Here is a 23,395-nt window from a genome sequence, read left to right on the forward strand (position 1 = left end):
GCCTCAGCGCCCCAACAGCGCGGCGCTATCGCGGTTGCGTTTGCGCACCCGCCCCGGCATCCAGCGCTTGGCGAAGTTGAGGGACTTGGCGGTCTTGCCGACGAGGTAATGCAGATCCTCGCCGTGAACCGCGTCCCACACGGTCTTGGCGACTTCCTCGACCGGCGTGATCTCGAGGCCAGCTTCTTGCACCCGTGAGCGGACCGTTTCGTTTGAGTTACGGTTTCCGGTGCCCTCAAGCAGCGGCGTGTCGATGAAGCTGGGGCAAATGGAGCATGACTTTATCCCGTCGGCGGCCCACTCGGCATCAAGGCTTTCGGCGATCCCGCGCACACCGAACTTGGTTGCGGAGTAGACGCTCATTCCTGTGCCCCCGGTAATCCCGGCCGCGCTCGCCATGTGGACGATGGCTGACCCCGGCGCGGTCTTCTTGAGGTGAGGGTAGGCCGCCTGCGCGCCATAGAGGACGCCGCGCAAATTGATATCGAGGCAGCGATCGATCTCTTCGACCTCAAGTTCGGCCAAGGGGCCGCCCGTTCCGATTCCGGCGTTGTTGACGACGACGTCGATGCGCCCTCCGGCTGCGGTCGAGAACGATTCGAGCGCAACATCCCAGGCCGCCCGGTCGCGCACATCGAGCTTGTGCGCGTATTTGAAGCCGCCCGGGATCAGGCCGAGCGTGTCTTCCATACCCTGCTCATCAATGTCGGTGACGCCGACAAACCAGCCGCGCTCGCCAAAATGGGTCGCGATTGCGCGCCCGATCCCCGATCCGCCGCCGGTGATGAATATAGAGCGCTTGGGTGCCCCGTTTGTCGATGCGCTCATACGATCCCTCTCCCGGATAGGTTGTCTTTCGCGAACCTAATTAGGCGAGGGCCTGGCGAATGTCATGCCCCTTTGAGCGCGGCTTCCAGCCCCGCCACGTGTTCTGCGCCCTCAAGGATTTCCGCCGTGCTTGCCGCGAGCGTTTCGCCGATTGGCTCGCTGCGCCCGCCAAGCGTCGAGGCGAGGAAATTCTCGGTGATCGCGCTATCCGCGATCGAGTTGACGGGGCGGGCAAAGCCGTGGCCTTCGTCGGGAAACAGGACATAGGTCACCGGGATACCGGCCTTCGTCATCGCACCTACGATCTGGTCGCTTTCCGATTGCTTGACGCGCGGATCGTTGGCGCCTTGCAGGATCAGAAGCGGCTTGGTGATCTGGTCGGCCTTGTAAAGCGGGCTCGCAGCCTTGAGCGCGGCGAGGCCCTCGGGCGTCGAGGGGTCGCCCATGCGCTCGTGAAAGGTCTTTACCAGCGGCGCCCAGTAGGGCGGGATCGTCGCAAGCAGGGTCTCAAGATTTGACGGGCCGACGATGTCGACCCCGCACGCAAAGACTTCGGGCGTGAAGGTCAGCCCGGCCAGCGTCGCGTAGCCGCCGTAGGAGCCGCCCATGATCGCGACCGTGTCCTTGGCCGTGACGCCCTCGGCCACGGCCCATTCGACCGCGTCGATAAGGTCGTCGTGCATGGCCAGGCCCCATTGCTTGTTGGCGGCGTTGAGGAAACTTTTGCCAAAGCCGGTCGAGCCGCGAAAGTTGACCTGCAGCACCGCGTAGCCGCGATTGGCGAGCCACTGGACATGGCTGGAAAAGCCGTAGGCATCGCGCGCCCAGGGTCCCCCGTGGACGAGCAGAACCATCGGCACTGGCGTCGCCGGACGCCCTGTGGCTTCGGGGTCCGAGCCGGGCGGCAACGTCAGGTAGGACGGCAGGGTGAGCCCGTCGCGCGCATCGATTTCGATCGGGTGCATCGGCTGGAGCGGCGCGCCTTCGAGTTCGGGGCGTGTGACGTAAAACGGCGTCAAAGTCTCCGCTTCGCGATCGTAGATGAAGGTCTGCGCCGGCGTGGTAACGGGGTCGTTCGCGACGATCCAGGTGCGATCGTCATAGGTGCGGCTGGTGATCGCGAACTCACCGTCAAGCCGCTCGCCTAGCCAGTCGAGCGCGGCTTTGATGTCCGGATCGATCGCGGTCCATTGTGTCTTGAGGTAATTCACCGAGTAGGCCAGCACCTCGCCGGTCTGCTTGTGGCTGAGTGTGCCGGAGATGTCCGCCTTGTCATGCTCGGCGATCAGCGTGCGCTGTCCGGTGGCGGTGTCCTGCGCGAAGAGCGCGCCGGTGTCGCGGCCGCGGCTGTCGAGCCAGTACAGAATCGAGCCATCGGTCGTATAGCCGGCGGGCGAAGTGGTGAGCGAATCCTCCATCGCGGTCGTTTCGAACGGGTCGGCCTCCACCACATTGTCAACGATGCGGAAATAGTCGGTTCCTCCCGCCTCGTTCTGCGCCATCGCCATGCGCAGCGTCAGCGAGTCATCGGCCATGAAACCGGCATAGGCGTTGTTTTCGTAGACCAGCTCTAGCGCGCCGGTGGCGAGGTTCAGGCGGTGGACGTCGTGGAATTGCGGGTCCCGATTGTTGAGGCCGATGAGAAGCGCATCGCGGATCGTCTCGGACGATCCCACAATATCGACGCGGGTGTTCTCGAACGGGGTGAGGGTGGTCTCGTCTCCGCTTGCGACGTTGACCGCGTAAAGCAGGAAGTTCTCATCCCCGCCCTTGTCCTGAATGTAGAGCACCGCGCTGGAATCGGGCGCCCAGAACTGACTGCGGATGGGACGCTCGGTCGATCTGGTGATGGGCTTGGCTGCCGCCTGATCATCGCGCGGGGCGAGCCAGATGTTGAGCACACCATCGAGCGGCGCGAGCCAGCTTAACCATTTCCCATCCGGCGAAAGCCGTCCGGCGGCTCTGGTCGGGTTCCCGAACAGATGTTCGCGAGGGATAAGGGCAAAGGCGTCGAGGCTGGCGGTCATGGTGTCTCCCGGTGTGTTCGCCGGACAGCTAGGGAGTGGCGGGTGTTATGCCAACACCGAAAGGTTCAGAGCGCCGGATTTGCGTAATAATGCCAGGTAAAAATCGCCATCGGCCCGCGATGGGGAGACCATTGTTCGCCCAGCGCGCGGGTTTCTTTCTCTCCGGGACGTTCTTCAAGCTCGAGGAGGCGTTTGATCCCCTCTTGCACGGCCAGATCTCCGGCGGGCCATATGTCAGCGCGCCCTTCAGCGAACAGCAAGTAGATTTCGGCGGACCAGCGCCCGATCCCCTTGATCCGGGTAAGTTGGGCGATGGCGTCGTCGTCGTCCTGGGGCATCGCGTCGAAATCGACCACGCCCGCTTCTACCAGCTCGCAAAGACTGCGCGCATAGCCCTGCTTCTGGCGCGAAAGGCCGCACGCGCGCAGCGTGTCAAAATCGCGGGCGAGCAGGTCTGTTGTGGTGAAGTCCGCCCCCAATTCCGTTTCCAGCTTGTTCCACATCGAGCTGGCCGCGGCGACCGACACCTGTTGGCCCACGATCGTGCGCAAAAGGGTCTTGTAGCCGCGATCGCGAAGGCGCGCTTGGGGATAGCCCACCCGTTCCAATTGCTCGGCCACCCGCGCATCGTTTTGCGCCAGCGCGTCAAGCCCTTCCTTTATTCGCTCTGCGGTCAACCCCATCTCAATCTCACCGTTGCCACTGGCCACGGAACCTCCTAGCAGCCACGAGGTTTGACCGATAGCGCGCACCTTGCGCTGTATTAAGAGCAAAGGATGTAACACCCATGCCCAAGCTGACCGTCACCAACCGCGCTGGTGAAACGAGCGAAATCGACGTCGAAGACGGCCTCACCGTGATGGAAGCGATCCGCGATAACGGGTTTGATGAACTGCTCGCGCTGTGCGGCGGGTGCTGCTCTTGCGCGACCTGCCATATCTATGTCGAAGACACCGCAGGTGGCACACTCTCGAATATGAGCGAAGACGAAGACGACCTGCTGGAATCCTCCGATCACCGCAAGGACAATTCGCGCCTTTCCTGCCAGGTTCCCTTCTCCGCCGAGCTTGACGGATTGAAGGTGACTATTGCGCCTGAAGATTAAAGTTGATTGCGGCGCGCGTGGGCAGGGATTACCCGCTCGGGCATGAACATCACAAAGCCTATTGGCGACACGCTCGCCCTTATCGGTAACACCCCGCTCGTTCGTCTCTCCGGGCCCAGCGAGGTGGCGGGCTGCGACATCTGGGGTAAGTGCGAATTCGCCAATCCGGGCGCATCGGTAAAGGACCGCGCCGCGCTCTACATGATCCGCGACGCCGAAACGCGCGGCGAACTCAAGCCCGGCGGCACCGTTATCGAAGGCACGGCTGGCAACACAGGTATCGGGATCGCTCTGGTCGCCAACGCGCTTGGCTACAAGACGGTTATCGTCATGCCTGACAACCAGTCCAAGGAAAAGATGGACACGCTGCGGGCCCTGGGCGCCGAGCTTGTCCTTGTCCCGCCGACCAAATACGCCGATCCTGCGCATTTCCAGCACGTCTCGCGCCGCATGGCACAGGAGACCGAAGGCGCGATCTGGGCCGGGCAGTTCGACAACGTCGCCAATCGCCGCGCGCATATCGAAGGCACTGCGCCTGAATTGTGGGAGCAGACCGAAGGCCGGATAGACGGCTTCACGTGCGCGGCGGGCACGGGCGGGACGATTGCGGGCGTCGGGCTGGGCCTTAAGCAAAGAAACCCGGATGTGCGCATCGCGCTGACCGATCCGCACGGCGCGGCGCTCTACAATTACTACGCGCATGGGGAACTCAAATCCGAAGGTTCGTCGGTGGCCGAGGGCATCGGGCAGGGCCGTATCACAGCCAACCTTGAAGGCGCGGTGATCGACACGCAATTCCGCATCTCCGACGAGGAAGGGCTTGTGTGGGTGCGCCGCCTCCTGCGCGAAGAGGGGCTGTGCCTTGGCCTGTCGTCGGGTATCAACGTGGCCGGCGCGATTGAGCTGGGCAAGCAACTGGTCGCGCAGGGGCGCGAAAAGCCCCAAGTGGCGACCATTCTGTGCGACACCGGCTTTCGCTACCTCTCCACGCTCTACAACGCTGAGTGGTTGAAGGCGAAAGGTCTGCCGGTGTTTGACTGGCTGGAAAGCCCCCGCGAGGGCTGATAGGGTTCGCAGCGCCATGGCAGCGCGCAATTTTCTCGAACGGCTGGGAAACTCGGTGTCTCCACTTCGGGTCGCTGACGGGGATGAAGCGCCCGAGAACGCGCCTTTGGGTGGCACGCGCGCCGAGGCGACCCAGCGACTGCAAGTGGGCCTCACCGGCTTGTGCGCGATGATCCTTGTCATCGGGATCGCCAGTATCCTTGGTGGACAGGCCGATATCGCCGAAGAAGCTGCGGTGCCGGACGCTGCGCCGACAACCGAGCCCAGCGCTACGCCCGCGCAGCGTGATCCGCTTGCAGATGCGGGGGTTGTGCCGGACATTCCTGCACAGCCCGAAGCGATCGGAACCGATGCGGAGAAGCCGGACGACGCAATTCTGACCGACGAGGATGGTGCAGTCACAGTGCCAGACACCCCTCCGTCCGACCTGCAGGACGATGCCAGGGGCACAGACGAGCTGCAGAATGACCTTCGGTGAGGAGTTGGATGCCCGCATGCTCTGGGGATTTTGCGGGATTGGCTCGGTCTATTGCGGGTGGGTGCGACTCCAAGGATGGGACGGTAGGGGATTCGCAGGCAAAATCCGGGCATTCGTGGTGCGACTTAGGGAAATCCCGAGGTCGAATGCCAACAGACGGCGCCTCGGACATGACTAAAGTCTAAAGAAAAGAGTGAGTTACAGATACTTCCCCTAAAATCCCTAATTTCACCCTAGAATCCCCAATCATTCCCGGATAATACCGGGTTCCATCAAACACGTCGCTTGTTTCTCGCGCCATGCCCTCGATTGGCGCGCCGCTCGCGCTCACGCGCGGGTCGGCACGGGGAGGGCTGCGCCCGAAGCCGACCGGTTTGAGGATGGGATCGGTCATCGGGACCGGTCTGGCAAGGGTGAAGGGGAGTGGCCGCTGTGTCGGCGTTTGGAGGATATTCTGGACAGGCCTATTCGCCCGCGGGCGATAAGGGTCGCTTTGTCCTGCCTCCGGACTTTCGCAACGGCATCAAGTTGGCAAGCGGTGGGCAGAAGACCCTGTGCCTTGCGCGCCATCACAAATGGAAAGAGGGCTGGAAGTGCCTCATCGGCTTTGGCGTCAATTATGAGGCCGAGCTCGAAAACCTTCTGGCGCATGAGGAAGACATGGCGGCGCGCACGGGCGAACCCTTCGACCGCGATCGACGCCGGATGAGCCTCTACAGCTATCGCAAGCTGCCCTTCGATGACAGCGGTCGCTTCGTCATGCCCGAAGCGCTGCGCAAGCGCGCCGGGATCGAAGCCGGCATCTACCTCAATGGAATGGGGACATATTTTACGCTTTGGGCGCCGGAAACGCTCGAAAAGCTGGGTGAGGATTTCGAAGACATCCTGATGGACTGCGAAGACGCCATGGCCGAGGCCGAGGCGAAATCGCGCAAGCGGGGTGGGTGATGGTCGGCAAGGCTCTTCACACATCGGTCCTGATTGACGAAGTGGTCGCGGCGGTTGAGCCCGCGCCGGGCAAGGTCATGGTCGATGCGACCTATGGCTGGGGCGGCTACAGCGCCGCGCTGCTCAAGCGCGGCGCGCGGGTCTACGGGTTTGACCGCGATCCCTACGCAATCGAAAACGGCGCGGCCGACGTTGCGCGCTGGGGCGGTCTGCTCAGCCTGCATCCACACCGTTTCTCCGCAATGCGCGAAGAGATGACGCGTCTCGGCGTGCCGCAGGTCGATGCCGTGGTGATGGATATCGGCGTCTCATCCATGCAGCTCGATCAGGGTGAACGCGGCTTTTCGTTCCAGCAGGATGGCCCGCTCGATATGCGCATGAGCCAGTCGGGCGAAAGCGCGGCCGACTTCCTCAACACCGCGGACGAAGCCGCGATCGCCGACGTACTCTACCAGTATGGCGAAGAGCGTCAGTCGCGCCGGGTGGCCCGCGCCATCGTCGCGGCGCGCCCGCTGGAGACGACCGGCGATCTGGCGCGTGTGGTGCGCCGCGCGCTTGGCCACCGCCCGCATGACAAGAAGGACCCCGCCACGCGCAGCTTTCAGGCCGTGCGCATCCATGTGAACGATGAGTTGGGAGAGCTCACCGCCGGGCTCGCCGCCGCCGAAGCGCTGCTGCGCGAGGGCGGTGTGCTGGCGGTCGTCTCGTTCCACAGCCTTGAGGATCGCATTGTCAAACGCTTCCTGCGCCAGGCATCGGGCGCGGGCCGCGCGGTCTCGCGTCACCTGCCCGGAGAGATTCCCGCTCCGCCGCCGACATTCACCCGCCTTTCCAGGGCGATCCACCCCAGCGAAGCGGAGATTGAGCGCAACCCGCGTGCGCGCTCTTCGGTCCTTCGCCACGCGGTTCGCACCAACGCCCCTGCCCGACAGACTGCCGAAAGGATGACGCCATGATGATGACCACTTCGCGCCTGCGCCAGATCGGATGGAGCGTTGTGCTGGGCGTGTGCATCGCCGCGTTTGCGGTGCTCAGCCTGACCGTGCATGCGGTGCGCAACGAGGTTCTGCTGGCCGATATCGACATCGTCAGGCTTGAGATCCGCAAGCAGCGCCTCGAAACCGAGTTTCAGGCGCGCGCGAGCCAGCATCAGCTCGCGCGCTGGAACCGGGTGGACCTGGGATTTGGCGCACCGCGCGCGGACCAGTATCTTGAAGGGCGTCAACAGCTCGCCGCGCTCGGGCAGCCGCGCGGACCAGGTGCGCCCTCGCCGATCCGGGTCGCGCGCGCCGATCCGGGGAGCGCGCCGTCCGCCTCCGCCCGCGACATGGTCTCGCCCGTCTCCGGACGACCGGTTACGCTCGCCTCGGCGCAGGCGCCCGATGACGCGGGCACGCTGTTTACCGAAGCCTTCGGGGATTTTCTGATCGAAGCCTCGCCCATTCGCCCGGCCAAGGCGCAGACCTCGGCGACCGCCAGCCTGACCGGCGAGGTCGCTGAATGACGCCAGGCGCACGCGCCCTCGGTTCGCGTCAGGGCAACCTGTTTGACGCGGTGCCCGAGCTGCTTGGCGAAGCCGGGCGATCGCGCGCGTCCGAACCTACCGCCCCCGCCGTCCCTACGCGTGAGCAAGACGGCCAGGGCGACCGTGAGGTGCGCGGTTTCACGACGCCGGAATCGCCTCAGTCCGTCCGGGCGAGGCTTCTCAACAACGCCAGACAAAGGGTGCTGTTGCTGGCGCTCGCCTTCATCGCTCTGGCGCTGGTGGCGCTGGTGCAGATCGTGTGGCTTGGCCTTGACGGTGCTGGCCCCTCGAAGCGGCTTGGCGCGGGCTCGCTCAAACCGGCGCGTGCACAGATCACCGATCGCAACGGAGCGCCGCTCGCGGGCGCGTTTCCGACCTATTCGCTCTATTTCTACCCCGAGGCGATGAGCGAGAGCGGCGGGAGCCCGCTTGTGCGTTCTCCGGCCGATCTGGCGCGCGAATTGAAGTCGATCTTTCCCGACATGGACGAAGCGACGGTCGAGGCGCAGCTCGCGTCGGGCAAAGGCGGACATCTGCGCGAGCGCATCCTGCCCGAGGAAGCCAACGCGGTCTTTGCGCTGGGCGAGGTCGCGCTGCAATCGCCCGTGCGTCTGGTGCGCCATTATCCGCAAGGCCGCCTTGGCGCGCACGTTATCGGACGGGTCTCGGACGACGGTGATACGCAATACGGCCAGTTCGGCATTGAGGCGACGCAAAACGAGCGCCTGTCGGACCCCGATTTGCGCGCTGAGCCGCTCGAACTCTCGATCGATGTGCGGGTGCAAGGCGCTCTCGAGGACGAAATGGGCCGGGGCATGAGACTCGCGAACGCGGACGGCGCGGCGGGCGTGGTGCTCGACGTTGACACGGGCGAAGTCATCGCGATGGCCTCGTTCCCCGATTTCAACCCCAACCGGCTCGACCAGCAGGACGTGCCCAACACGCGCAACCGCGTGACCTTTGCGACCTATGAGCTCGGATCGGTGTTCAAACCGCTGACCGTGGCCGCCGCGATTGACGCTGGAGTTGTGCGCGACCTGACGCGCAGCTGGGACGCAAGCCCGATCAAGGCAGGCGGTCGCACGTTCAAGGATTACGAGGAGAAGGGCAAAAGCCTGACGATACCCGAAGCGCTGGCCTATTCGTCCAACACCGTCACCATGCGCGTTGCCGAGAAGCTTGGCCCGGAACGCTTGCGCGGCGTCTGGCTTGATCTGGGTATGAACCGCCCGGTCGATATCGAGCTTGTGAACGTGGGCAAGCCCATCTGGCCCAAGGGCAAATGGTCGGCGCTCAAGACCAAGGTTGCTGCCTATGGCCACGGCTTCAACGTGACCCCGCTCCATCTTGCGAATGCCTACGCCGCGATGGTCAATGGCGGGATTTTCCGGCCCGCGACGCTGCTGAAAGCCGAGCCGGGCGTGAGCGAGAAAGGCACCCGCGTCTTCAAGGCCTCTACCTCACAGAAGATGCGTCAGCTCTTGCGTCTCATCGCCAAGCACGGGACGGGCCGCAACGCCAACGCGGCAGCGACGGGTTTCCGCGTCGGCGGCAAGACGGGATCGGCGGAAAAGCTTGTGGACGGGCGCTATTCCAAGACCCGCATTGTCAGCACCTTCGCCGCTGCCTTTCCGATGGACCGCCCCCGCTATGTGGTGGTGGTCGCGCTCGATGAGCCCAAGATCACCTACGCAACGCCGGCGCGCACGGCCTATTGGAATGCAGCCCCGATTGTCGGCAACCTGATCCGCCGCGCCGGGCCGATGCTGGACGTGCGCCCGCACAACACGCGCGATGTCGACGTCAGCGATCTGGAACACCTTTTGAAGGATCGTTCATGAAGCTGGCGGCGCTCGGGCGACGGATCGGCCTGGAGATTGAGACCGCGGGCTCGGTGTCGGTGACCGGCTTCGCCATCGATCACCGCAAGGTGGCGCCCGGCACCGTGTTTGGCGCCTTCAGGGGCGCGCGTTTCAACGCCGAAGACTTCATCCCCGCAGCTGTGGAGGCGGGCGCGGTGGCGGTCGTTGCGCGCCCGCAAGCTCGCGTGGAGGGCGCATCGCACATCGCAAGCGCCGAGCCGCGCTGCACCTTCGCGCAGCTCGCCGCAGGGTTTTTCACTCCGGTGCCGGAAACCATCGTCGCGGTAACCGGGACCAACGGCAAGACCTCGACCGCGGAGATGACCCGCCAGATATGGCGCATGTGCGGCCACCCGGCTGCCAGCATCGGGACTTTGGGCGTCACAACGCCCGATGGCAGCGTTTCAACCGGGCTCACGACGCCCGATATCGTCACCTTCCTCAGCAATATGAGCGGATTGGCGCGCGAGGGCGTGACGCATGTCGCCTACGAAGCGTCCAGCCACGGCCTCTCGCAATTTCGCAATGAGGGTCTTTGCGTAAAGGCAGGGGCTTTCACCAATTTCAGCCGCGATCATCTCGACTATCATGGCACGATGGAAGCGTATTTCGAGGCGAAAATGCGGCTGTTCGACGAGGTGGTCGCGGACGAAGGTGTTGCGGTGATCCATGTGGACTCGGAGCCGGGCGAATGGACTTCCAAGGCGATTGAGCGCGCCAATCGGCGTGGTCTGGAGGTGCGCACGGTCGGCGAGGGCGGTGATTTCCTGCGCCTCAAACGCCGTGAAGCGACGCAACTCGGTCAGACACTCACTCTTGAGCACGCGGATGTCGCGCACACGGTAAGGCTTCCGCTGATTGGCGCGTATCAGTCGGCGAACGCGCTGGTTTCGGCGGGGCTCGCGCTCGCGACGGGTGCGCCTGCCGCTCAGGTGTTCGACGCGCTGGGCCGCCTGAACCCTGTGCGCGGGCGGCTGGAGCGCGCGTGTCTGACCCCTGCCGGGGCGCCGGTCTATGTCGATTACGCGCACACGCCCGACGCTCTGGAAGCGGCCATCGCGGCGCTGCGGCCCCATGTCGACACCGCCAAAGCGGGAAGGCTCATCGCCGTGTTCGGTGCGGGCGGAGATCGCGACGCCGGCAAACGCGCGCCCATGGGCGCAGCCGCGGCGCGCGGCGCCGAAACCGTTATCGTCACCGACGACAACCCTCGCGGCGAAGCGCCGGGGTCTATCCGAGCGCAGATTCGGGACGGCGCTCGCGAGGCGGGCGGCGCAGCGAGCGTTATCGAAGTCGCCGGACGCCGCGAAGCCATCGCCGCCGCCATTGCTGAGGCCGGGGCCAACGACATCATCCTCATCGCCGGCAAAGGTCATGAGCAAGGACAGATAATCGGGTCAGGAGACACAATGAAAATCTTGCCATTCGACGATGTCGAGGTTGCGCGCGAATGCGCAGGCGCGCTCGCCAAGGGAGGCGCGGCGTGAGCGCGGCGATGGCTAGCAAGCGTCCGCTGCTGCACGCTTGGCCGAAGGCCGCGCGCGACACACTGCCGCTGGCGCTGTGGGACGCGCCGGCGATCGCGGCGGCGACGGGCGGTCTTACAAGCGCGGATTTCCAGGTCTCGGGCGTCGAGATGGACAGCCGCGATGTGCGGCCCGGCGATCTGTTCGTCGCGCTCAAGGGTGAGGCGATGGACGGGCATCGCTTCATCCCGATGGCTTTCGAGAAGGGCGCGGCGGCTGCGATCACCGATCGCCCGGTCGATTACCCGCACGTTCTGGTGGAGGACACTACGATGGCGCTCCAAGCGCTCGCCCACGCGGCGCGCGAGCGCAGCGAAGCGGTGCGCATCGGCGTGACCGGATCGGTGGGCAAAACCGGGGTGAAAGAGGCGATCTTCAACGCGCTCGACCGCGCCAGCCGGGGCGCGGCGCATCGCTCGGTGCGCTCATATAACAATCACGTCGGCGTGCCGCTCAGCCTTGCGCGGCTACCAGCCCGCGCGCGCTTTGGCGTGTTCGAGATGGGGATGAACCACGCGGGCGAAATCGCGCCTCTAGCTGGCCATGTCCGCCCGCACGTTGCCCTCATCACCACCATCGCGCCCGCGCATATCGAAAACCTCGGCAGTATCGAGGCGATTGCGGATGAAAAGGCGCAGATCTTCACCGGGCTGACCGAAGGCGGAACCGCGATCATCCCCGCCGATCTGCCCGAGACCGAGCGTCTGATCGGCCACGCGCGGCGGTTGGGGGTTGCGATCGTGACCTTCGGACGCGGCATAGACGCGGATATCCGGCTGCTCGACGCAATTCCAAGCCCGCATGGCGGTTCGCTTGTGACCGCCGACCTTGGCAATCAGCGCCTGTGTTACACCGTTGCCGAGCCAGGGGAGCACTGGATCACCAATTCGCTCGCCGTCATCGCGGCGGTGCGGGCGGCCGGAGGTGATCTGGCCAGCGCCGGGCTTGCCCTGGCCGAGATGGGCGGTCTCAAGGGGCGCGGCGCGCGGTTCAGCGCCGATGTGCCCGGCGGCAAGGCGCTGTTCATCGATGAGAGCTACAACGCCAACCCTGCGTCCATGCGCGCCACCTTGCGCGTGCTGGGGCAGACACCGGCGCATCGCCGCGTCGCGGTGCTCGGCGCGATGAAGGAGTTGGGCGACTTTTCCGATCGGTTCCACGCGCAGCTGTGTGAGCCGCTTATAGAGGCGCAGATCGACCACGTGATACTGGTGGGCGACGAAATGGGCGCTTTGGAGGGCGAATTGGGGAAACCGCGTGGGGCTTCGCTTGGCAAGGCCCCCAGCTTCGCGCATTGCGATGGACCTGACGAGGCGATTGCGGCGCTTGAAGAGTTCTCACTCACGCACGGCGATGCGGTCCTTGTAAAGGGGTCCAACTCGGTCGGTCTCGGCAAGCTGGTGACACACTTTACGAGCGCGCAAAGCTGAGCCGCGCCAGGGGATCGTTGAATGCTCTACCTTATCGCGGAATGGTTGGAATTTGAAGGTATCTTCAATCTGGTGCGCTACCAGACCTTCCGCGCGGGCGCGACGCTGCTCACGGCGCTGTTTCTGGGCCTGCTGATCGGGCCACGGTTCATCAATCTGCTGCGCGTGCGTCAGGGAAAAGGGCAGCCGATCCGCGAGGACGGGCCGGAGAGCCACTTTGCCAAGCGGGGCACGCCCACCATGGGCGGCCTGATGATCCTGATCGCGCTGACGCTGTCGCTGATGCTGTGGATGGACCTGCGCAACCCGTTCGTCTGGGCGTGTCTTGCAGTGACCATCGGCTTTGGCCTGATCGGCTTTCTCGACGACTATGACAAGGTTACCAAGAACTCGCATCGCGGCGTCTCGGGCAAGATCCGGCTGCTGATGGAGTTCCTCGTGGCCGGGATTGCGAGCTACATCATTGTCAGTCAGATCAACACCAACCTCTACATCCCGTTCTTCTCGGACGTCTCGATCCCGCTCAGCTATGGCTATTACGTCTTTGCCGCCTTTGTCATGGTGGGGGCGGGCAACGCGGTGAACCTGACCGACGGCCTCGATGGGCTGGCGATCATGCCCGTAATCATCGCCAGCGGCACCTTCGCGATTATCGCCTATCTTGTCGGGCGAGCGGACTTTTCCGAGTATCTCGGCATCCCGCACGTGCCCGGCGCAGGCGAACTCGCGATCTTCTGCGCGGCAATCATGGGCGGAGGCCTCGCTTTCCTGTGGTTCAACGCGCCCCCGGCGGCGGTCTTCATGGGGGACACGGGCAGTCTGGCCCTTGGCGGCGCGCTCGGCGCGATTGCGGTGGCTTCGCATCACGAAGTGGTGCTGGCGATTGTCGGCGGCCTGTTCGTGCTCGAAGCACTCAGTGTCATGATCCAGGTGTTCTGGTTCAAGCGCACAGGTCGGCGGGTGTTCCTAATGGCGCCTATCCATCACCACTTTGAGAAAATGGGCTGGAGCGAGAGCAAGGTCGTGATCCGTTTCTGGATCATCGCCATCGTGCTCGCGCTCGCCGGATTGGCCACGCTGAAGCTGCGATGATCACGAGCGCCGCCTTTGCCGGAAAGCGTTACGCGGTGCTGGGCCTTGCGCGCTCGGGCGCGGCGGCGGTCGATACGCTTTTGGCGAGCGGCGCCGAAGTCACCGCGTGGGATCGTCAGGATATTGCGCGCGAGCCGTTTGCCGGGCGCTGCGAAATCGCCGATCCGCTTGAGCTGGATCTGACCGGATTTGACGCGCTGGTCGTCTCCCCGGGCGTACCGCTCAACAACCACCCGATCGCCGTGCGCGCGAGCGCCTACGGCGTCCCCATCATTGGCGACATCGAACTCTTCGCGCAGGCGCGCGGTGATCTCTTGCCGCACAAGGTTATCGGCGTCACCGGCACCAATGGCAAATCAACCACGGTCGCGTTGGTCCACCATATCCTGAGCATGGCCGGAGTGCCTGCCATCCTTGGAGGCAATATCGGCGAGCCGATCCTGGCGCAGGAGCCGCTTGCGCCAAATGACCACGGGGTTGGCGTCTATGTACTCGAGCTGTCGAGCTACCAGATCGATCTGACGCACAACCTCGATTGCGACGCCGCGGCGCTGACCAATATCACGCCCGACCATCTTGATCGCTACGCCGGTTTTGCCGCCTATGCCGCCGCCAAGGCGCGGCTTTTTGCGATGCAGTCCGCGCGAAATTTGGCGGTGTTCGGTTCGTTGGCAGAGCCGTCTTTGGCTGTCCTGAAGGCAGAGCAAGCCCGTCGTCCCGAAGGCCGCGCCATGGCCGCGAACCTCGATCGCTTTGCCGACCTGCAACACGAATGGCCCACCCTTCAAGGGCCGCACAACCTCGAAAACGTCGCGGTCGCGGTCGCTCTCGTTGAGGAGTTGGGCATCAAGGAAACGCAGTGGCGCCACGCTCTCCCGCGCTTTCGCAATCTGCCGCATCGCATGGAATTTGTCTGCGAGGATGCAGGCGTTGTCTACATCAACGACAGCAAAGCGACCAACACCGCCTCCACCGCTCCCGCGCTCGCGGCCTATCCGCCTGACGAGGCTGGACCGCGGGTCCACTGGATTGTCGGCGGGCTCGCCAAGGAAGACGGGCTGGGCGAATGCGAAGTTCAGCTCGGCAATGTCGCCGCTGCCTACACGGTGGGCGAGGCCGGCCCGCGCTTTGCGGACTTGCTTGAGCCGCTTGTGCCGCGCGTTGAGCGCTGCGAACTGGTCTCCGAAGCGGTCCGCCGTGCGCAGCAATGCGCAAGGCCCCGAGATGTCGTGCTGTTCTCCCCCGCCTGCGCCAGCTTCGATCAGTTCCGCGACTACGAAAAGCGCGGTGAGCACTTCCGTCAACTCGTCGGCGTCATGGCCGAATGCGCGCCGGAGGATTGCGCCCCGGCCGGCCCTTACAAGGATATCGCTGCGTGATGCACTCGAACGCCTCCGGAGCGCCCAGCGTGGGGCCGATACCCGTGCCCGCACGGCGCGGCTGGCGCGAAGCGGTGCGCGTCTGGTGGAGCGAGCTGGATCGCGTCCTGCTCCTGCTTGTCGGGCTGCTCATGGCGATGGGGATCATCGCCGTGCTCGCCGCCTCGCCCGCCAGCGCGGATCAGCTTTCGACCAGTCTCGAGACTTTGGATCCGTTTCGTTTCCTCAAGCGCCATCTTGCCTTCCTGTGTGCGGGCCTGGGTGTGATGGTCGCCTTCTCCTTCCTCAGTCGCGACAACGCGCGGCGCGCGGGTCTGTTGGTTGCTATCATCATGTTTGCATTGCTGATGCTGGTGCCGCTCGTCGGGTTTGAGAGGAAAGGCGCGACGCGCTGGCTCGACCTTGGGCTCAGCCTGCAACCCAGCGAATTTCTGAAGCCCGCCTTTGCCATCACGCTCGCGTGGATACTCAGCTGGCGGATGCGCGATCCGCATCTACCGGTGTTCTGGCTGGCCACGGGCCTTACGCTTGCATGCGCCTCGCTGCTGATGCTTCAACCAAATCTTGGCGAGACGCTGTTGTTCGTGGGGACGTGGTTTGTGCTGATCTTCCTGGCCGGCGTGTCCGCGTGGCGCATGGGCGGCATTGTCGCGACGGGTCTGGCGGCTCTCACGCTGGTTTATTTCACCTATGAGAACGGACGGGCGCGGATCGACGATTTTCTGGGCGGGGGCACCGCCTTCGATCAGGTGGACCTTGCCAACCGCACCCTCTTGAACGGGGGGTGGAGCGGCAACGGGCTGTGGCTGGGCACGCGCAAGTACAACCTGCCCGAAGCGCACACCGATTACATCTTTTCCGTCATCGGCGAAGAATTCGGACTGCTCGTCTGCGCGCTCGTCGTCATTCTCTACCTCGCTCTCATAGCGCGCGTGCTGGTGCGTCTGGCGGGCGAGGAAGATATGTTCGCGGTGCTTGCGGGCACCGGCTTGATCGCGCAATTTGGTGGCCAGGCGTTCATCAATATGGCGGTAAACCTGAGGCTTGCCCCTGCGACGGGCACAACATTGCCGCTGATCAGCTATGGCGGATCATCGATGCTGGCGGTGTGCTTCACCCTTGGGCTATTGTTGGCGATCACCCGGCGCAACCCGTTCCTCGAACGCGACGTGCCGGGCATACGAACACTCTTCGAGCGCAAGGAGGCGCCCGCATGAACAGACCGGGCAAAATAACCGGTGCCCCGCAAAGCGTGCCCTCGGGCGCGAGCCGCCATTTCGTGCTGGCCGCCGGAGGGACAGGGGGGCACCTGATCCCTGCCTTTGCGCTCGCGAGCGAACTCGAAGCGCGCGGCCATCACGTCGCGCTGATCACCGATGAGCGCGGCGCGAACATTCCCGGCAAGCCCGACAGCGTACCCGCTCACGTCCTGCCCGCCGGACGCTTTGGCAAGAACCCGTTGAAGTGGCCCGCCGGTATCGCCTCGGTGCTCGAAGGGCGGCGCATGGCGCTGCGCCTGTTCGAGGCGTTTGAGCCCAGCGCGGTTGTTGGCTTTGGCGGCTATCCTTCGCTCCCCGCGCTGCTGGCCGCGTCGTCGGCAAAGGTGCCCAGCGTCATCCATGAACAGAACGCGGTGCTTGGCCGGGTGAACCGCCTGCTCGCGGGCCGTGTCGATGCTATCGCCACCTCCTATCCCGAGGTCGAGCGCTTGAAGCCCCGCTTTGCGTCCAAGACGCACCTTGTCGGAAATCCCGTGCGCGAAGAGGTTCTCGCGCTGCGCGATCAGGATTTTCCGACGCTGACCGACGAAAGCCTGTTGCGCGTGCTCGTAACCGGGGGATCGCAGGGCGCACGCGTTCTGTCCGAAGTGGTCCCTGATGGCCTCGCCATGCTGCCACCGCCGCTTCGTCGGCGCTTGCAGATCACCCAGCAATGCCGCTCGGAAGATTTGGACGGGGTGCGCGAGCGTTACAAGGCGCACGACATCCCCGCCGAGCTTGGCACCTATTTCGAGGATATGCAGGAACGGCTCGCCGACGCGCATCTGTTCATCGGACGCGCGGGCGCATCGACGATCGCAGAGCTGACCGCGGTTGGCCGTCCAGCGATCCTGATCCCGCTGCCTATCGCAACCGATGATCACCAGGCGGCGAACACGCGCGAAGTTGTCAAGGCGGGCGGGGCGCGCATGATCCGGCAGGACAATTTCGTGCCCAAGGAGCTTGCCAAGCAAATCCAGGCCATGGCGCAAAAGCCCGGCAGCCTTGCCAACGCGGCGCATGGCGCGTGGAATTGCGGTCGGCCCAACGCGGCGAAAGATCTGGCGGACCTTGTCGAGACGCTCGGCGGCATTGATCTGATGGATGTGATCCAAGTCGGTGAGACCGTGCCCAAATCGGCGCAGGCCGCCACCGCACCGAAGCCTGCGACGCGCGATTGGCCAGAGAAGACCGACGCATCATGAAGGGCGTTGGAACCGATATTGGCGTTATTCACTTCGTCGGCATTGGCGGGATCGGCATGTCCGGCATCGCCGAGGTGATGCACAATCTCGGTTACACTGTGCAGGGCTCCGACATTGCCGAGGGGCCCGGTGTCGAGCGGCTGCGCGCGCGCGGGATTTCGGTGCACATCGGTCACGCAAAGGAGAACGTTGAAGGCGCAGCCGTGGTGGTCACGTCTACGGCGGTGCGCCGAACCAACCCCGAAGTCGCCGCTGCGCTCGAATTGCGCATCCCCGTGGTGCGCCGCGCGGAGATGCTGGCTGAGCTGATGCGGCTCAAATCCACCGTCGCGGTCGCAGGCACGCATGGCAAGACGACCACGACCAGCATGATCGCCGCGCTGCTGGACAAGGGCGATATCGACCCCACCGTCATCAATGGCGGCATCATCGAGCAATATGGCTCCAACGCGCGGCTGGGCGATTCCGACTGGATGGTGATCGAAGCCGATGAAAGCGACGGCAGCTTTCTTCGCCTCGATGGTACAATCGCGGTCGTGACCAATATCGATCCCGAGCATCTGGATCATTACGGCGATTTCGAAGGCGTGAGACGCGCCTTTATCGAATTCATCCATAATGTGCCCTTTTACGGCGCGGCAATCCTGTGCGTCGATCATCCCGAAGTGCAGGCGGTGATAGGCGAAGTGCGCGACCGCAAGGTCGTCACCTATGGCTTCTCGCTCCAGGCCGATATCTGCGGAGTAAACGTCCAGCCAACGGCGGGCGGAAACACGTTCGATGTGATCGTGCGCCAGCGCGGCGAGGAAGACCGCCGGATCGAAGGCGTGCGCCTTCCCATGCCGGGGCGCCACAACGTCCAGAACGCGCTTGCGGCGATAGCGGTGGCGATCGAGATGGGCTGTTCGGACGAGGTCATCCGCGAAGGCTTTGGCGGCTTTGGCGGCGTGCGTCGGCGTTTCACCAGGGTGGGCGCAATCGATTTGGGCTCGGGCAGCGTCAGCGTGATCGACGACTATGCGCACCATCCGGTCGAAATCCGCGCGGTGCTTGGCGCGGCGCGCGAGGCGGTATCGGGAACGAAGGGACGCGTGATCGCGGTCGCGCAGCCGCATCGCTATTCGCGCCTCAAGGATCTGATGGACGACTTCCAGACCTGCTTCAACGAAGCGGACAGCGTCTACATCACTCCCGTCTACGAAGCGGGCGAAGCGCCCTTGCCGGGGGTGGACAGCGCCGCACTCGCGGCCGGATTGCGATCGCGCGGACACCGCTGCGCGCATACGGTTGAGGACAGAGCGGAGCTGGCCAGCGCGCTCGCGGGCGAGATTGCGCCCGGCGATATCATTGTCTGCCTTGGCGCAGGGGATATCACCCGTTGGGCCGCCGGTCTTGCCGGGGCGATTGGGGTGGAGCGGGCGGCGTGAGTGCGACCGATCAGCCCGGCCCAAATCAGCCTGGGGACGTCGTCAACACCGACGATGGCCGGGCGCCGACCTGCAATGTCGAGGGCGCAGTCAAAGCGCCGGTCCCGCTTGAAGGCCTTCGCGGCGCGGTGACGGGCAAGGCTCCGCTCGCAAAGCTTGTCTGGTTCAAGACCGGCGGGGTGGCGGACTGGCTGTTCGAGCCGGCGGATATTGATGACCTCAAACTCTTCATGGAGCGGCTGGAGGGCAGCCTGCCGGTCATGGCGCTGGGCCTGGGCTCCAATCTCATCATCCGCGATGGCGGAGTGCCCGGCGTGGTGATCCGATTGGGCAAGGCCTTTGCCACAGTCGAGGTCACCGGCGAGTGCGAGCTGACCTGCGGGGGTGCAGCGAGCGGCATTCTAGTGGCTTCCACCGCGCGCGACGCGGGGATTGCGGGGCTTGAATTCCTGCGCGGCATTCCCGGAACGGTGGGCGGCTTTGTGCGCATGAATGGCGGCGCGTATGATCGCGAGGTGTCCGATATTCTTATCGATTGCGATGTGATCCTGCCCGACGGCCACTGGGTGACTCTGCCGCTGGCGGATTTGCAGTATTCCTATCGTCATTCGGTCTTGCCCAAGGGCGCGATTGTCGTCTCCGCCCGCTTCAAGGGCACACCCGGCGATCCGGCTGAGATCGGTGCGGAGATGGACCGCATCGCCAAGGCGCGCCAAGAATCCCAGCCGCTGCGCACCAAGACGGGCGGATCGACCTTCAAGAACCCCGAGGGCATGAAGGCCTGGCAGCTGGTCGATGAGGCGGGATGCCGCGGCATGACGCTGGGCGGCGCGATGGTAAGCGATAAACACACCAATTTCCTCATCAACACCGGCTCCGCGACCAGCGCGGATATCGAGGAACTGGGAGAGCTGGTGCGCAAGAAAGTCTACGAGAAAACCGGCGTGTGCCTCGAATGGGAAATCCAGCGAGTGGGGCGGCCATGAGCAAGTCCGCCACGCCAATTCACGTCGCCGTCCTGATGGGTGGCTGGGCGAACGAGCGGGAGGTCTCGCTTATGTCCGGCCATGGCGTCGCCGATGCGCTGGAAATGAAGGGCTATCGCGTGACGTCCATCGATATGGGCCGCGATGTGGCGGCGAGGCTCGCCGAGGCCAAGCCCGATGTCGTCTTCAACGCGCTCCACGGCGTGCCGGGCGAGGATGGGAGCGTGCAGGGTATGCTCGATCTGATGGGTTTGCCCTACACGCATTCGGGGCTCGCGACCTCGGTCATTGCCATCGACAAGCAGCTGACCAAACAGGCGCTCGCGCCCCACGGCATTCCCATGCCTGGCGGTCGCATCGTGCCGTCCGAGGAGCTTTTCGAACGCGATCCGCTGCCGCGCCCCTATGTGCTCAAACCAGTCAACGAAGGCTCCAGCGTGGGCGTCGCCATCGTTACCGAGGATTCCAATGTCGGCAACCCGATCGCGCGCGAGGCCGCAGGGCCCTGGCAGGAGTTTGCCGAATTGCTCGCCGAACCCTTCATCAAGGGCCGCGAGCTCACCACCGCCGTGATCGACACGGGCGAAGGTCCGCGCGCGCTCGGCGTCACCGAACTCATCATCGAGCACGGCTTTTACGATTACGAGCACAAATACACCGAAGGCCGGACGCAGCACGTGTGCCCGGCCAAGGTTCCGCCCGAAATCGCGGCGCTTTGCGAAGAGTACGCGATAAAGGCGCATCAGGCGCTCGGCTGTAATGGAACAAGCCGCACCGACTATCGCTGGGATGACGAGCTGGGCGAGGAAGGCCTTTTTGTGCTCGAAACCAACACGCAGCCCGGAATGACGCCCTTGAGCCTGGTGCCCGAACAGGCGCGCCACGCGGGGATCGATTACGCCGAATTGGTCGACCTTCTGGTCAAGGACGCTTTGCGGGTTCACGCTGAAAAGGAGGCAAGCAATGGCTAGATTGGCGCGCTCCGGGTCCAAGGGTGTTCGCCGCGCAGCCAAATCGCAGAGCCGCGCCGCCGGCGCGCGCCGCGCGAAGGCGAAGACGACCGGTGCGCTCGATACGGTCATGGGCGTGGTGCCCCTTAGCGAAGAGCAATGGAGCCGCGTTTTCATGGCGCTGATCCTTGGCGCTGCGCTGCTGCTTGTGGGCACGATTGCGAGCCTTGCCGGTGTGCCCGCTCTCGCCCGCGCGGAGTTTGCGCGGGTTGCGGGCGAGGCTGGCTATTCGCTGAGCACGGTGCGCGTGACGGGAACCGAACGGATGGACGAAGCGCAAGTCTACGCGCTCGCGATGCAGCAACAGAACCGGCCGATGCCCGATATCGACATCGTCGAGCTGCGCGAGAGGATAAAGCGGCTCGAATGGGTGGAGGACGCAAGGGTCTCGATCCAGCTGCCGGACACGCTGGCCATCGATATCGTCGAACGCGTGCCGCACGCACTTCTGGAAAAGCCGGGTGGCTTGATCCTGATAGACCGAACCGGGCAGGAATTGCCCTCCTCAGCGCCTGAGCAAGCCGACGAGCGGATGATGCGCGTCTCCGGCGATGGCGTGGCCAAGAGAATGCCCGATCTTGACGCGCTGTTTGCGGCCGCTCCGGCGATCGAAGAGCAGGTCGAAGTGGCGGAATGGGTGGGCAATCGCCGCTGGGATTTCACCTTCGCAACAGGCCAAGTCCTGATGCTACCCGAGGGTAAGCTGCGCGCTAGCAAAGCGCTCACGGAGTTTGCAAAGCTCGATGGGCAGTATCGCCTGATCGGTGGTAAAGTGGTGCGCATCGACATGCGCGATCTGCCGCGGGTTTACATGCGTGAGCCGGGCCGGGCAGATCGCTACGAATTTGCCGCAGGAGGGGCGTGATGGCTGCGCGCAAGGGCACACGAACCGGAGTGGGCAGACAGATGGCCAAAGCCGCGCCCGGCAAGGCGCGCCTGATCCGCACATTTGGCGCGGTGAACATCGGCAGCTTTCGCATTTCCGCGATGATCATGGGAGAGACCGAGACGGGCGACCTCGTCGTCCTGGGCTCCGGGCACCGGATGAGCGCGGGGGTGAAGCGTGGCTATGTGACCGATCCCAAAGCGGCGACCCATGCCATCCGTGATGCCGTCGAGCGCGCCGAGCAGAACGCTCAAACGCCGATCAATTCGGTTTGGGTCGCGTGCTCGGGCGCGGGGTTGGAAAGCTATGTCTATCCCACGGATATCGACATAGGAGGCCGACGTATCGAGGAGGAGGACATCGACGGCCTTCTCGCACTGGCGCGCGCTGGCATTCAGCCTGACGGGCGCGAAGTCCTGCACGCGCAGCCGGCGCACTTTACGCTCGACGGCGCGGATGGGGTCGTCAATCCGCGCGGGATGTACGCCGAGCGGTTGGGTGTTCATGTTCACGTCACCCTGGCGCAGGGCGCGCCACTGCGAAATCTTCGCGAAGCGGTGCACAACGCGCATCTCAAGGTCGATGGCGTCGTCGCCGCCCCGCTCGCCACCGCCTGCGCCTGCCTTACCGAAGACGAGCGCGATCTGGGCGTGGCGCTGGTTGAGATCGGCGGCGATGTCACCAACGTCTCGGTCTTCGCCGCGGGGATGATGCTGGGGCTGCGCTCGATCGATATGGGCTCAGGTCATATCACTGACGCGATTGCGAGCCGGTTCGGGATCCGACGCAGCCAGGCCGAGCGCCTGAAGTGCGTGGCAGGCTCCGCGATTGCCAGCCCGAGCGATCACCGCGAGTTGATCCCGGTGCACGGCCCAAACGAAGGCGCGGATACCGACGACGAAGAGGGTGCTTCCATGCCCCTGGCGCGGGGCGCGGACGAGAAAAATCGCATCGCGCGCTCGGAACTCGTCTCGGTTGTGAATCAGCGTCTGGCGCAGTTGACCAAGCAGATCGACAAGGCGCTCAAGGAGCTTGGCTTTGCCGGCCCCAACGCGGGCCACGTGGTTTTGACCGGTGGCGGCGCTGAGCTGGTCGGACTGGTGGACTTTCTCCAGGGCGCGCTCGGCGTTCCGGTCCGCCTTGGTCGCACTGCTTCCCTCAAGGGCCTGCCCGAGGCGCATTCGACGCCCGGCTTTGCAACACTGGCCGGGCTGTGCCTCTACGCCGCCGATGACCCTGTCGACATCAAGTCGCATCATCCGCGAGCGCAAACGGTGATGAGCCCGGCGCGTTCGTCGAGCCCCTGGGCCGCCTTAACGCGGTTGTGGAAGGCTTCGCGCGAGTACTTCTGAAGAAC

21 protein-coding genes are annotated in these 23,395 nt (G+C 64.5%); 18 read left to right on the forward strand and 3 right to left on the reverse strand.

From position 1 onward, the window contains the following. Positions 1-3: 3 nt before the first annotated feature. From QNI87_RS15330 to QNI87_RS15340, 3 genes are all read right to left on the reverse strand, one after another. Positions 4-828 (reverse strand): SDR family oxidoreductase, encoded by an 825-nt coding sequence (locus QNI87_RS15330; RefSeq protein ID WP_300598156.1) that lies wholly within the window; start codon positions 826-828, stop codon positions 4-6. A 62-nt stretch (positions 829-890) separates the two neighbouring features. Further along, a complete protein-coding gene (locus QNI87_RS15335) occupies positions 891-2,855 on the reverse strand; it encodes a S9 family peptidase (RefSeq protein WP_300598158.1) in 1,965 nt (654 codons plus the stop codon). Positions 2,856-2,920: 65 nt separating this feature from the next. Continuing rightward, positions 2,921-3,538, reverse strand: coding sequence for a DNA-3-methyladenine glycosylase 2 family protein (locus QNI87_RS15340; protein WP_300598246.1), 618 nt, complete (start codon positions 3,536-3,538; stop codon positions 2,921-2,923). Positions 3,539-3,642: 104 nt separating this feature from the next. On the opposite strand from QNI87_RS15340, the gene QNI87_RS15345 reads away from it, so the two are divergent. The 18 genes from QNI87_RS15345 (at position 3,643) to ftsA (ending at position 23,390) form a co-directional block, all read left to right on the forward strand. Continuing rightward, positions 3,643-3,960 carry a 2Fe-2S iron-sulfur cluster-binding protein gene (locus QNI87_RS15345; RefSeq protein ID WP_300598160.1) on the forward strand — a complete coding sequence of 106 codons (318 nt, stop codon included), beginning with the start codon at positions 3,643-3,645 and terminating at the stop codon, positions 3,958-3,960. A 42-nt stretch (positions 3,961-4,002) separates the two neighbouring features. Continuing rightward, a complete protein-coding gene (locus tag QNI87_RS15350; protein ID WP_300598163.1) occupies positions 4,003-5,025 on the forward strand; it encodes a cysteine synthase A in 1,023 nt (340 codons plus the stop codon). A 16-nt stretch (positions 5,026-5,041) separates the two neighbouring features. After that, positions 5,042-5,503, forward strand: a complete 462-nt coding sequence (locus QNI87_RS15355; RefSeq protein ID WP_300598165.1) for a hypothetical protein — start codon at positions 5,042-5,044, stop codon at positions 5,501-5,503. A 432-nt stretch (positions 5,504-5,935) separates the two neighbouring features. Then, complete coding sequence (locus QNI87_RS15360) at positions 5,936-6,451, forward strand: division/cell wall cluster transcriptional repressor MraZ (RefSeq protein WP_300598167.1); 516 nt, start codon at positions 5,936-5,938, stop codon at positions 6,449-6,451. Beyond that, positions 6,451-7,407 carry a 16S rRNA (cytosine(1402)-N(4))-methyltransferase RsmH gene (gene rsmH / locus QNI87_RS15365; protein WP_300598169.1) on the forward strand — a complete coding sequence of 319 codons (957 nt, stop codon included), beginning with the start codon at positions 6,451-6,453 and terminating at the stop codon, positions 7,405-7,407. Before QNI87_RS15360 ends, rsmH begins: the two co-directional genes overlap by 1 nt. Then, positions 7,404-7,955, forward strand: coding sequence for a hypothetical protein (locus QNI87_RS15370; RefSeq protein WP_300598171.1), 552 nt, complete (start codon positions 7,404-7,406; stop codon positions 7,953-7,955). The genes rsmH and QNI87_RS15370 overlap by 4 nt, the downstream gene beginning before the upstream one ends. Continuing rightward, a complete protein-coding gene (locus QNI87_RS15375; RefSeq protein ID WP_300598173.1) occupies positions 7,952-9,817 on the forward strand; it encodes a penicillin-binding protein 2 in 1,866 nt (621 codons plus the stop codon). The genes QNI87_RS15370 and QNI87_RS15375 overlap by 4 nt, the downstream gene beginning before the upstream one ends. Further along, complete coding sequence (locus QNI87_RS15380) at positions 9,814-11,325, forward strand: UDP-N-acetylmuramoyl-L-alanyl-D-glutamate--2,6-diaminopimelate ligase (protein WP_300598175.1); 1,512 nt, start codon at positions 9,814-9,816, stop codon at positions 11,323-11,325. The genes QNI87_RS15375 and QNI87_RS15380 overlap by 4 nt, the downstream gene beginning before the upstream one ends. Positions 11,326-11,333: 8 nt before the next feature. Continuing rightward, positions 11,334-12,794 carry a UDP-N-acetylmuramoyl-tripeptide--D-alanyl-D-alanine ligase gene (murF, locus tag QNI87_RS15385; RefSeq protein ID WP_300598248.1) on the forward strand — a complete coding sequence of 487 codons (1,461 nt, stop codon included), beginning with the start codon at positions 11,334-11,336 and terminating at the stop codon, positions 12,792-12,794. Positions 12,795-12,815: 21 nt separating this feature from the next. Further along, complete coding sequence (gene mraY, locus QNI87_RS15390; RefSeq protein WP_300598179.1) at positions 12,816-13,886, forward strand: phospho-N-acetylmuramoyl-pentapeptide-transferase; 1,071 nt, start codon at positions 12,816-12,818, stop codon at positions 13,884-13,886. Continuing rightward, complete coding sequence (gene murD, locus QNI87_RS15395) at positions 13,883-15,265, forward strand: UDP-N-acetylmuramoyl-L-alanine--D-glutamate ligase (protein ID WP_300598181.1); 1,383 nt, start codon at positions 13,883-13,885, stop codon at positions 15,263-15,265. Before mraY ends, murD begins: the two co-directional genes overlap by 4 nt. Beyond that, entirely contained in the window at positions 15,265-16,482 is a 1,218-nt protein-coding gene (locus tag QNI87_RS15400) for a putative peptidoglycan glycosyltransferase FtsW (protein WP_300598183.1), read from the forward strand. Before murD ends, QNI87_RS15400 begins: the two co-directional genes overlap by 1 nt. Then, complete coding sequence (gene murG / locus QNI87_RS15405; protein ID WP_300598185.1) at positions 16,479-17,729, forward strand: undecaprenyldiphospho-muramoylpentapeptide beta-N-acetylglucosaminyltransferase; 1,251 nt, start codon at positions 16,479-16,481, stop codon at positions 17,727-17,729. The genes QNI87_RS15400 and murG overlap by 4 nt, the downstream gene beginning before the upstream one ends. Then, positions 17,726-19,156, forward strand: coding sequence for a UDP-N-acetylmuramate--L-alanine ligase (murC, locus tag QNI87_RS15410; RefSeq protein ID WP_300598187.1), 1,431 nt, complete (start codon positions 17,726-17,728; stop codon positions 19,154-19,156). The genes murG and murC overlap by 4 nt, the downstream gene beginning before the upstream one ends. Positions 19,157-19,284: 128 nt before the next feature. Next, positions 19,285-20,142, forward strand: a complete 858-nt coding sequence (gene murB / locus QNI87_RS15415; protein WP_300598250.1) for a UDP-N-acetylmuramate dehydrogenase — start codon at positions 19,285-19,287, stop codon at positions 20,140-20,142. Continuing rightward, positions 20,139-21,113: a D-alanine--D-alanine ligase gene (locus tag QNI87_RS15420; RefSeq protein ID WP_300598189.1), complete on the forward strand. Its 975-nt coding sequence runs from the start codon at positions 20,139-20,141 to the stop codon at positions 21,111-21,113. The genes murB and QNI87_RS15420 overlap by 4 nt, the downstream gene beginning before the upstream one ends. After that, a complete protein-coding gene (locus QNI87_RS15425) occupies positions 21,106-22,017 on the forward strand; it encodes an FtsQ-type POTRA domain-containing protein (RefSeq protein ID WP_300598191.1) in 912 nt (303 codons plus the stop codon). Before QNI87_RS15420 ends, QNI87_RS15425 begins: the two co-directional genes overlap by 8 nt. 41 nt (positions 22,018-22,058) lie before the next feature. Beyond that, on the forward strand, positions 22,059-23,390 hold the full coding sequence (ftsA, locus tag QNI87_RS15430) for a cell division protein FtsA (protein ID WP_300598252.1): 1,332 nt from the start codon (positions 22,059-22,061) through the stop codon (positions 23,388-23,390). Positions 23,391-23,395 lie beyond the last annotated feature (5 nt).

This window comes from Erythrobacter sp. (assembly GCF_030066995.1).
Classification (GTDB): domain Bacteria; phylum Pseudomonadota; class Alphaproteobacteria; order Sphingomonadales; family Sphingomonadaceae; genus Erythrobacter.

What these genes read in the sequence shown, in the direction of transcription:
- QNI87_RS15330 (WP_300598156.1), bottom strand. Translation starts at nt 828, where the DNA reads ATGAGCGCATCGACAAACGGGGCACCCAAGCGCTCTATATTCATCACC.
- QNI87_RS15335 (WP_300598158.1), bottom strand. Translation starts at nt 2,855, where the DNA reads ATGACCGCCAGCCTCGACGCCTTTGCCCTTATCCCTCGCGAACATCTG.
- QNI87_RS15340 (WP_300598246.1), bottom strand. Translation starts at nt 3,538, where the DNA reads ATGGGGTTGACCGCAGAGCGAATAAAGGAAGGGCTTGACGCGCTGGCG.
- QNI87_RS15345 (WP_300598160.1), top strand. Translation starts at nt 3,643, where the DNA reads ATGCCCAAGCTGACCGTCACCAACCGCGCTGGTGAAACGAGCGAAATC.
- QNI87_RS15350 (WP_300598163.1), top strand. Translation starts at nt 4,003, where the DNA reads ATGAACATCACAAAGCCTATTGGCGACACGCTCGCCCTTATCGGTAAC.
- QNI87_RS15355 (WP_300598165.1), top strand. Translation starts at nt 5,042, where the DNA reads ATGGCAGCGCGCAATTTTCTCGAACGGCTGGGAAACTCGGTGTCTCCA.
- rsmH (WP_300598169.1), top strand. Translation starts at nt 6,451, where the DNA reads ATGGTCGGCAAGGCTCTTCACACATCGGTCCTGATTGACGAAGTGGTC.
- QNI87_RS15370 (WP_300598171.1), top strand. Translation starts at nt 7,404, where the DNA reads ATGATGATGACCACTTCGCGCCTGCGCCAGATCGGATGGAGCGTTGTG.
- QNI87_RS15375 (WP_300598173.1), top strand. Translation starts at nt 7,952, where the DNA reads ATGACGCCAGGCGCACGCGCCCTCGGTTCGCGTCAGGGCAACCTGTTT.
- QNI87_RS15380 (WP_300598175.1), top strand. Translation starts at nt 9,814, where the DNA reads ATGAAGCTGGCGGCGCTCGGGCGACGGATCGGCCTGGAGATTGAGACC.
- murF (WP_300598248.1), top strand. Translation starts at nt 11,334, where the DNA reads ATGGCTAGCAAGCGTCCGCTGCTGCACGCTTGGCCGAAGGCCGCGCGC.
- mraY (WP_300598179.1), top strand. Translation starts at nt 12,816, where the DNA reads ATGCTCTACCTTATCGCGGAATGGTTGGAATTTGAAGGTATCTTCAAT.
- murD (WP_300598181.1), top strand. Translation starts at nt 13,883, where the DNA reads ATGATCACGAGCGCCGCCTTTGCCGGAAAGCGTTACGCGGTGCTGGGC.
- QNI87_RS15400 (WP_300598183.1), top strand. Translation starts at nt 15,265, where the DNA reads ATGCACTCGAACGCCTCCGGAGCGCCCAGCGTGGGGCCGATACCCGTG.
- murG (WP_300598185.1), top strand. Translation starts at nt 16,479, where the DNA reads ATGAACAGACCGGGCAAAATAACCGGTGCCCCGCAAAGCGTGCCCTCG.
- murC (WP_300598187.1), top strand. Translation starts at nt 17,726, where the DNA reads ATGAAGGGCGTTGGAACCGATATTGGCGTTATTCACTTCGTCGGCATT.
- QNI87_RS15420 (WP_300598189.1), top strand. Translation starts at nt 20,139, where the DNA reads ATGAGCAAGTCCGCCACGCCAATTCACGTCGCCGTCCTGATGGGTGGC.
- QNI87_RS15425 (WP_300598191.1), top strand. Translation starts at nt 21,106, where the DNA reads ATGGCTAGATTGGCGCGCTCCGGGTCCAAGGGTGTTCGCCGCGCAGCC.
- ftsA (WP_300598252.1), top strand. Translation starts at nt 22,059, where the DNA reads ATGGCCAAAGCCGCGCCCGGCAAGGCGCGCCTGATCCGCACATTTGGC.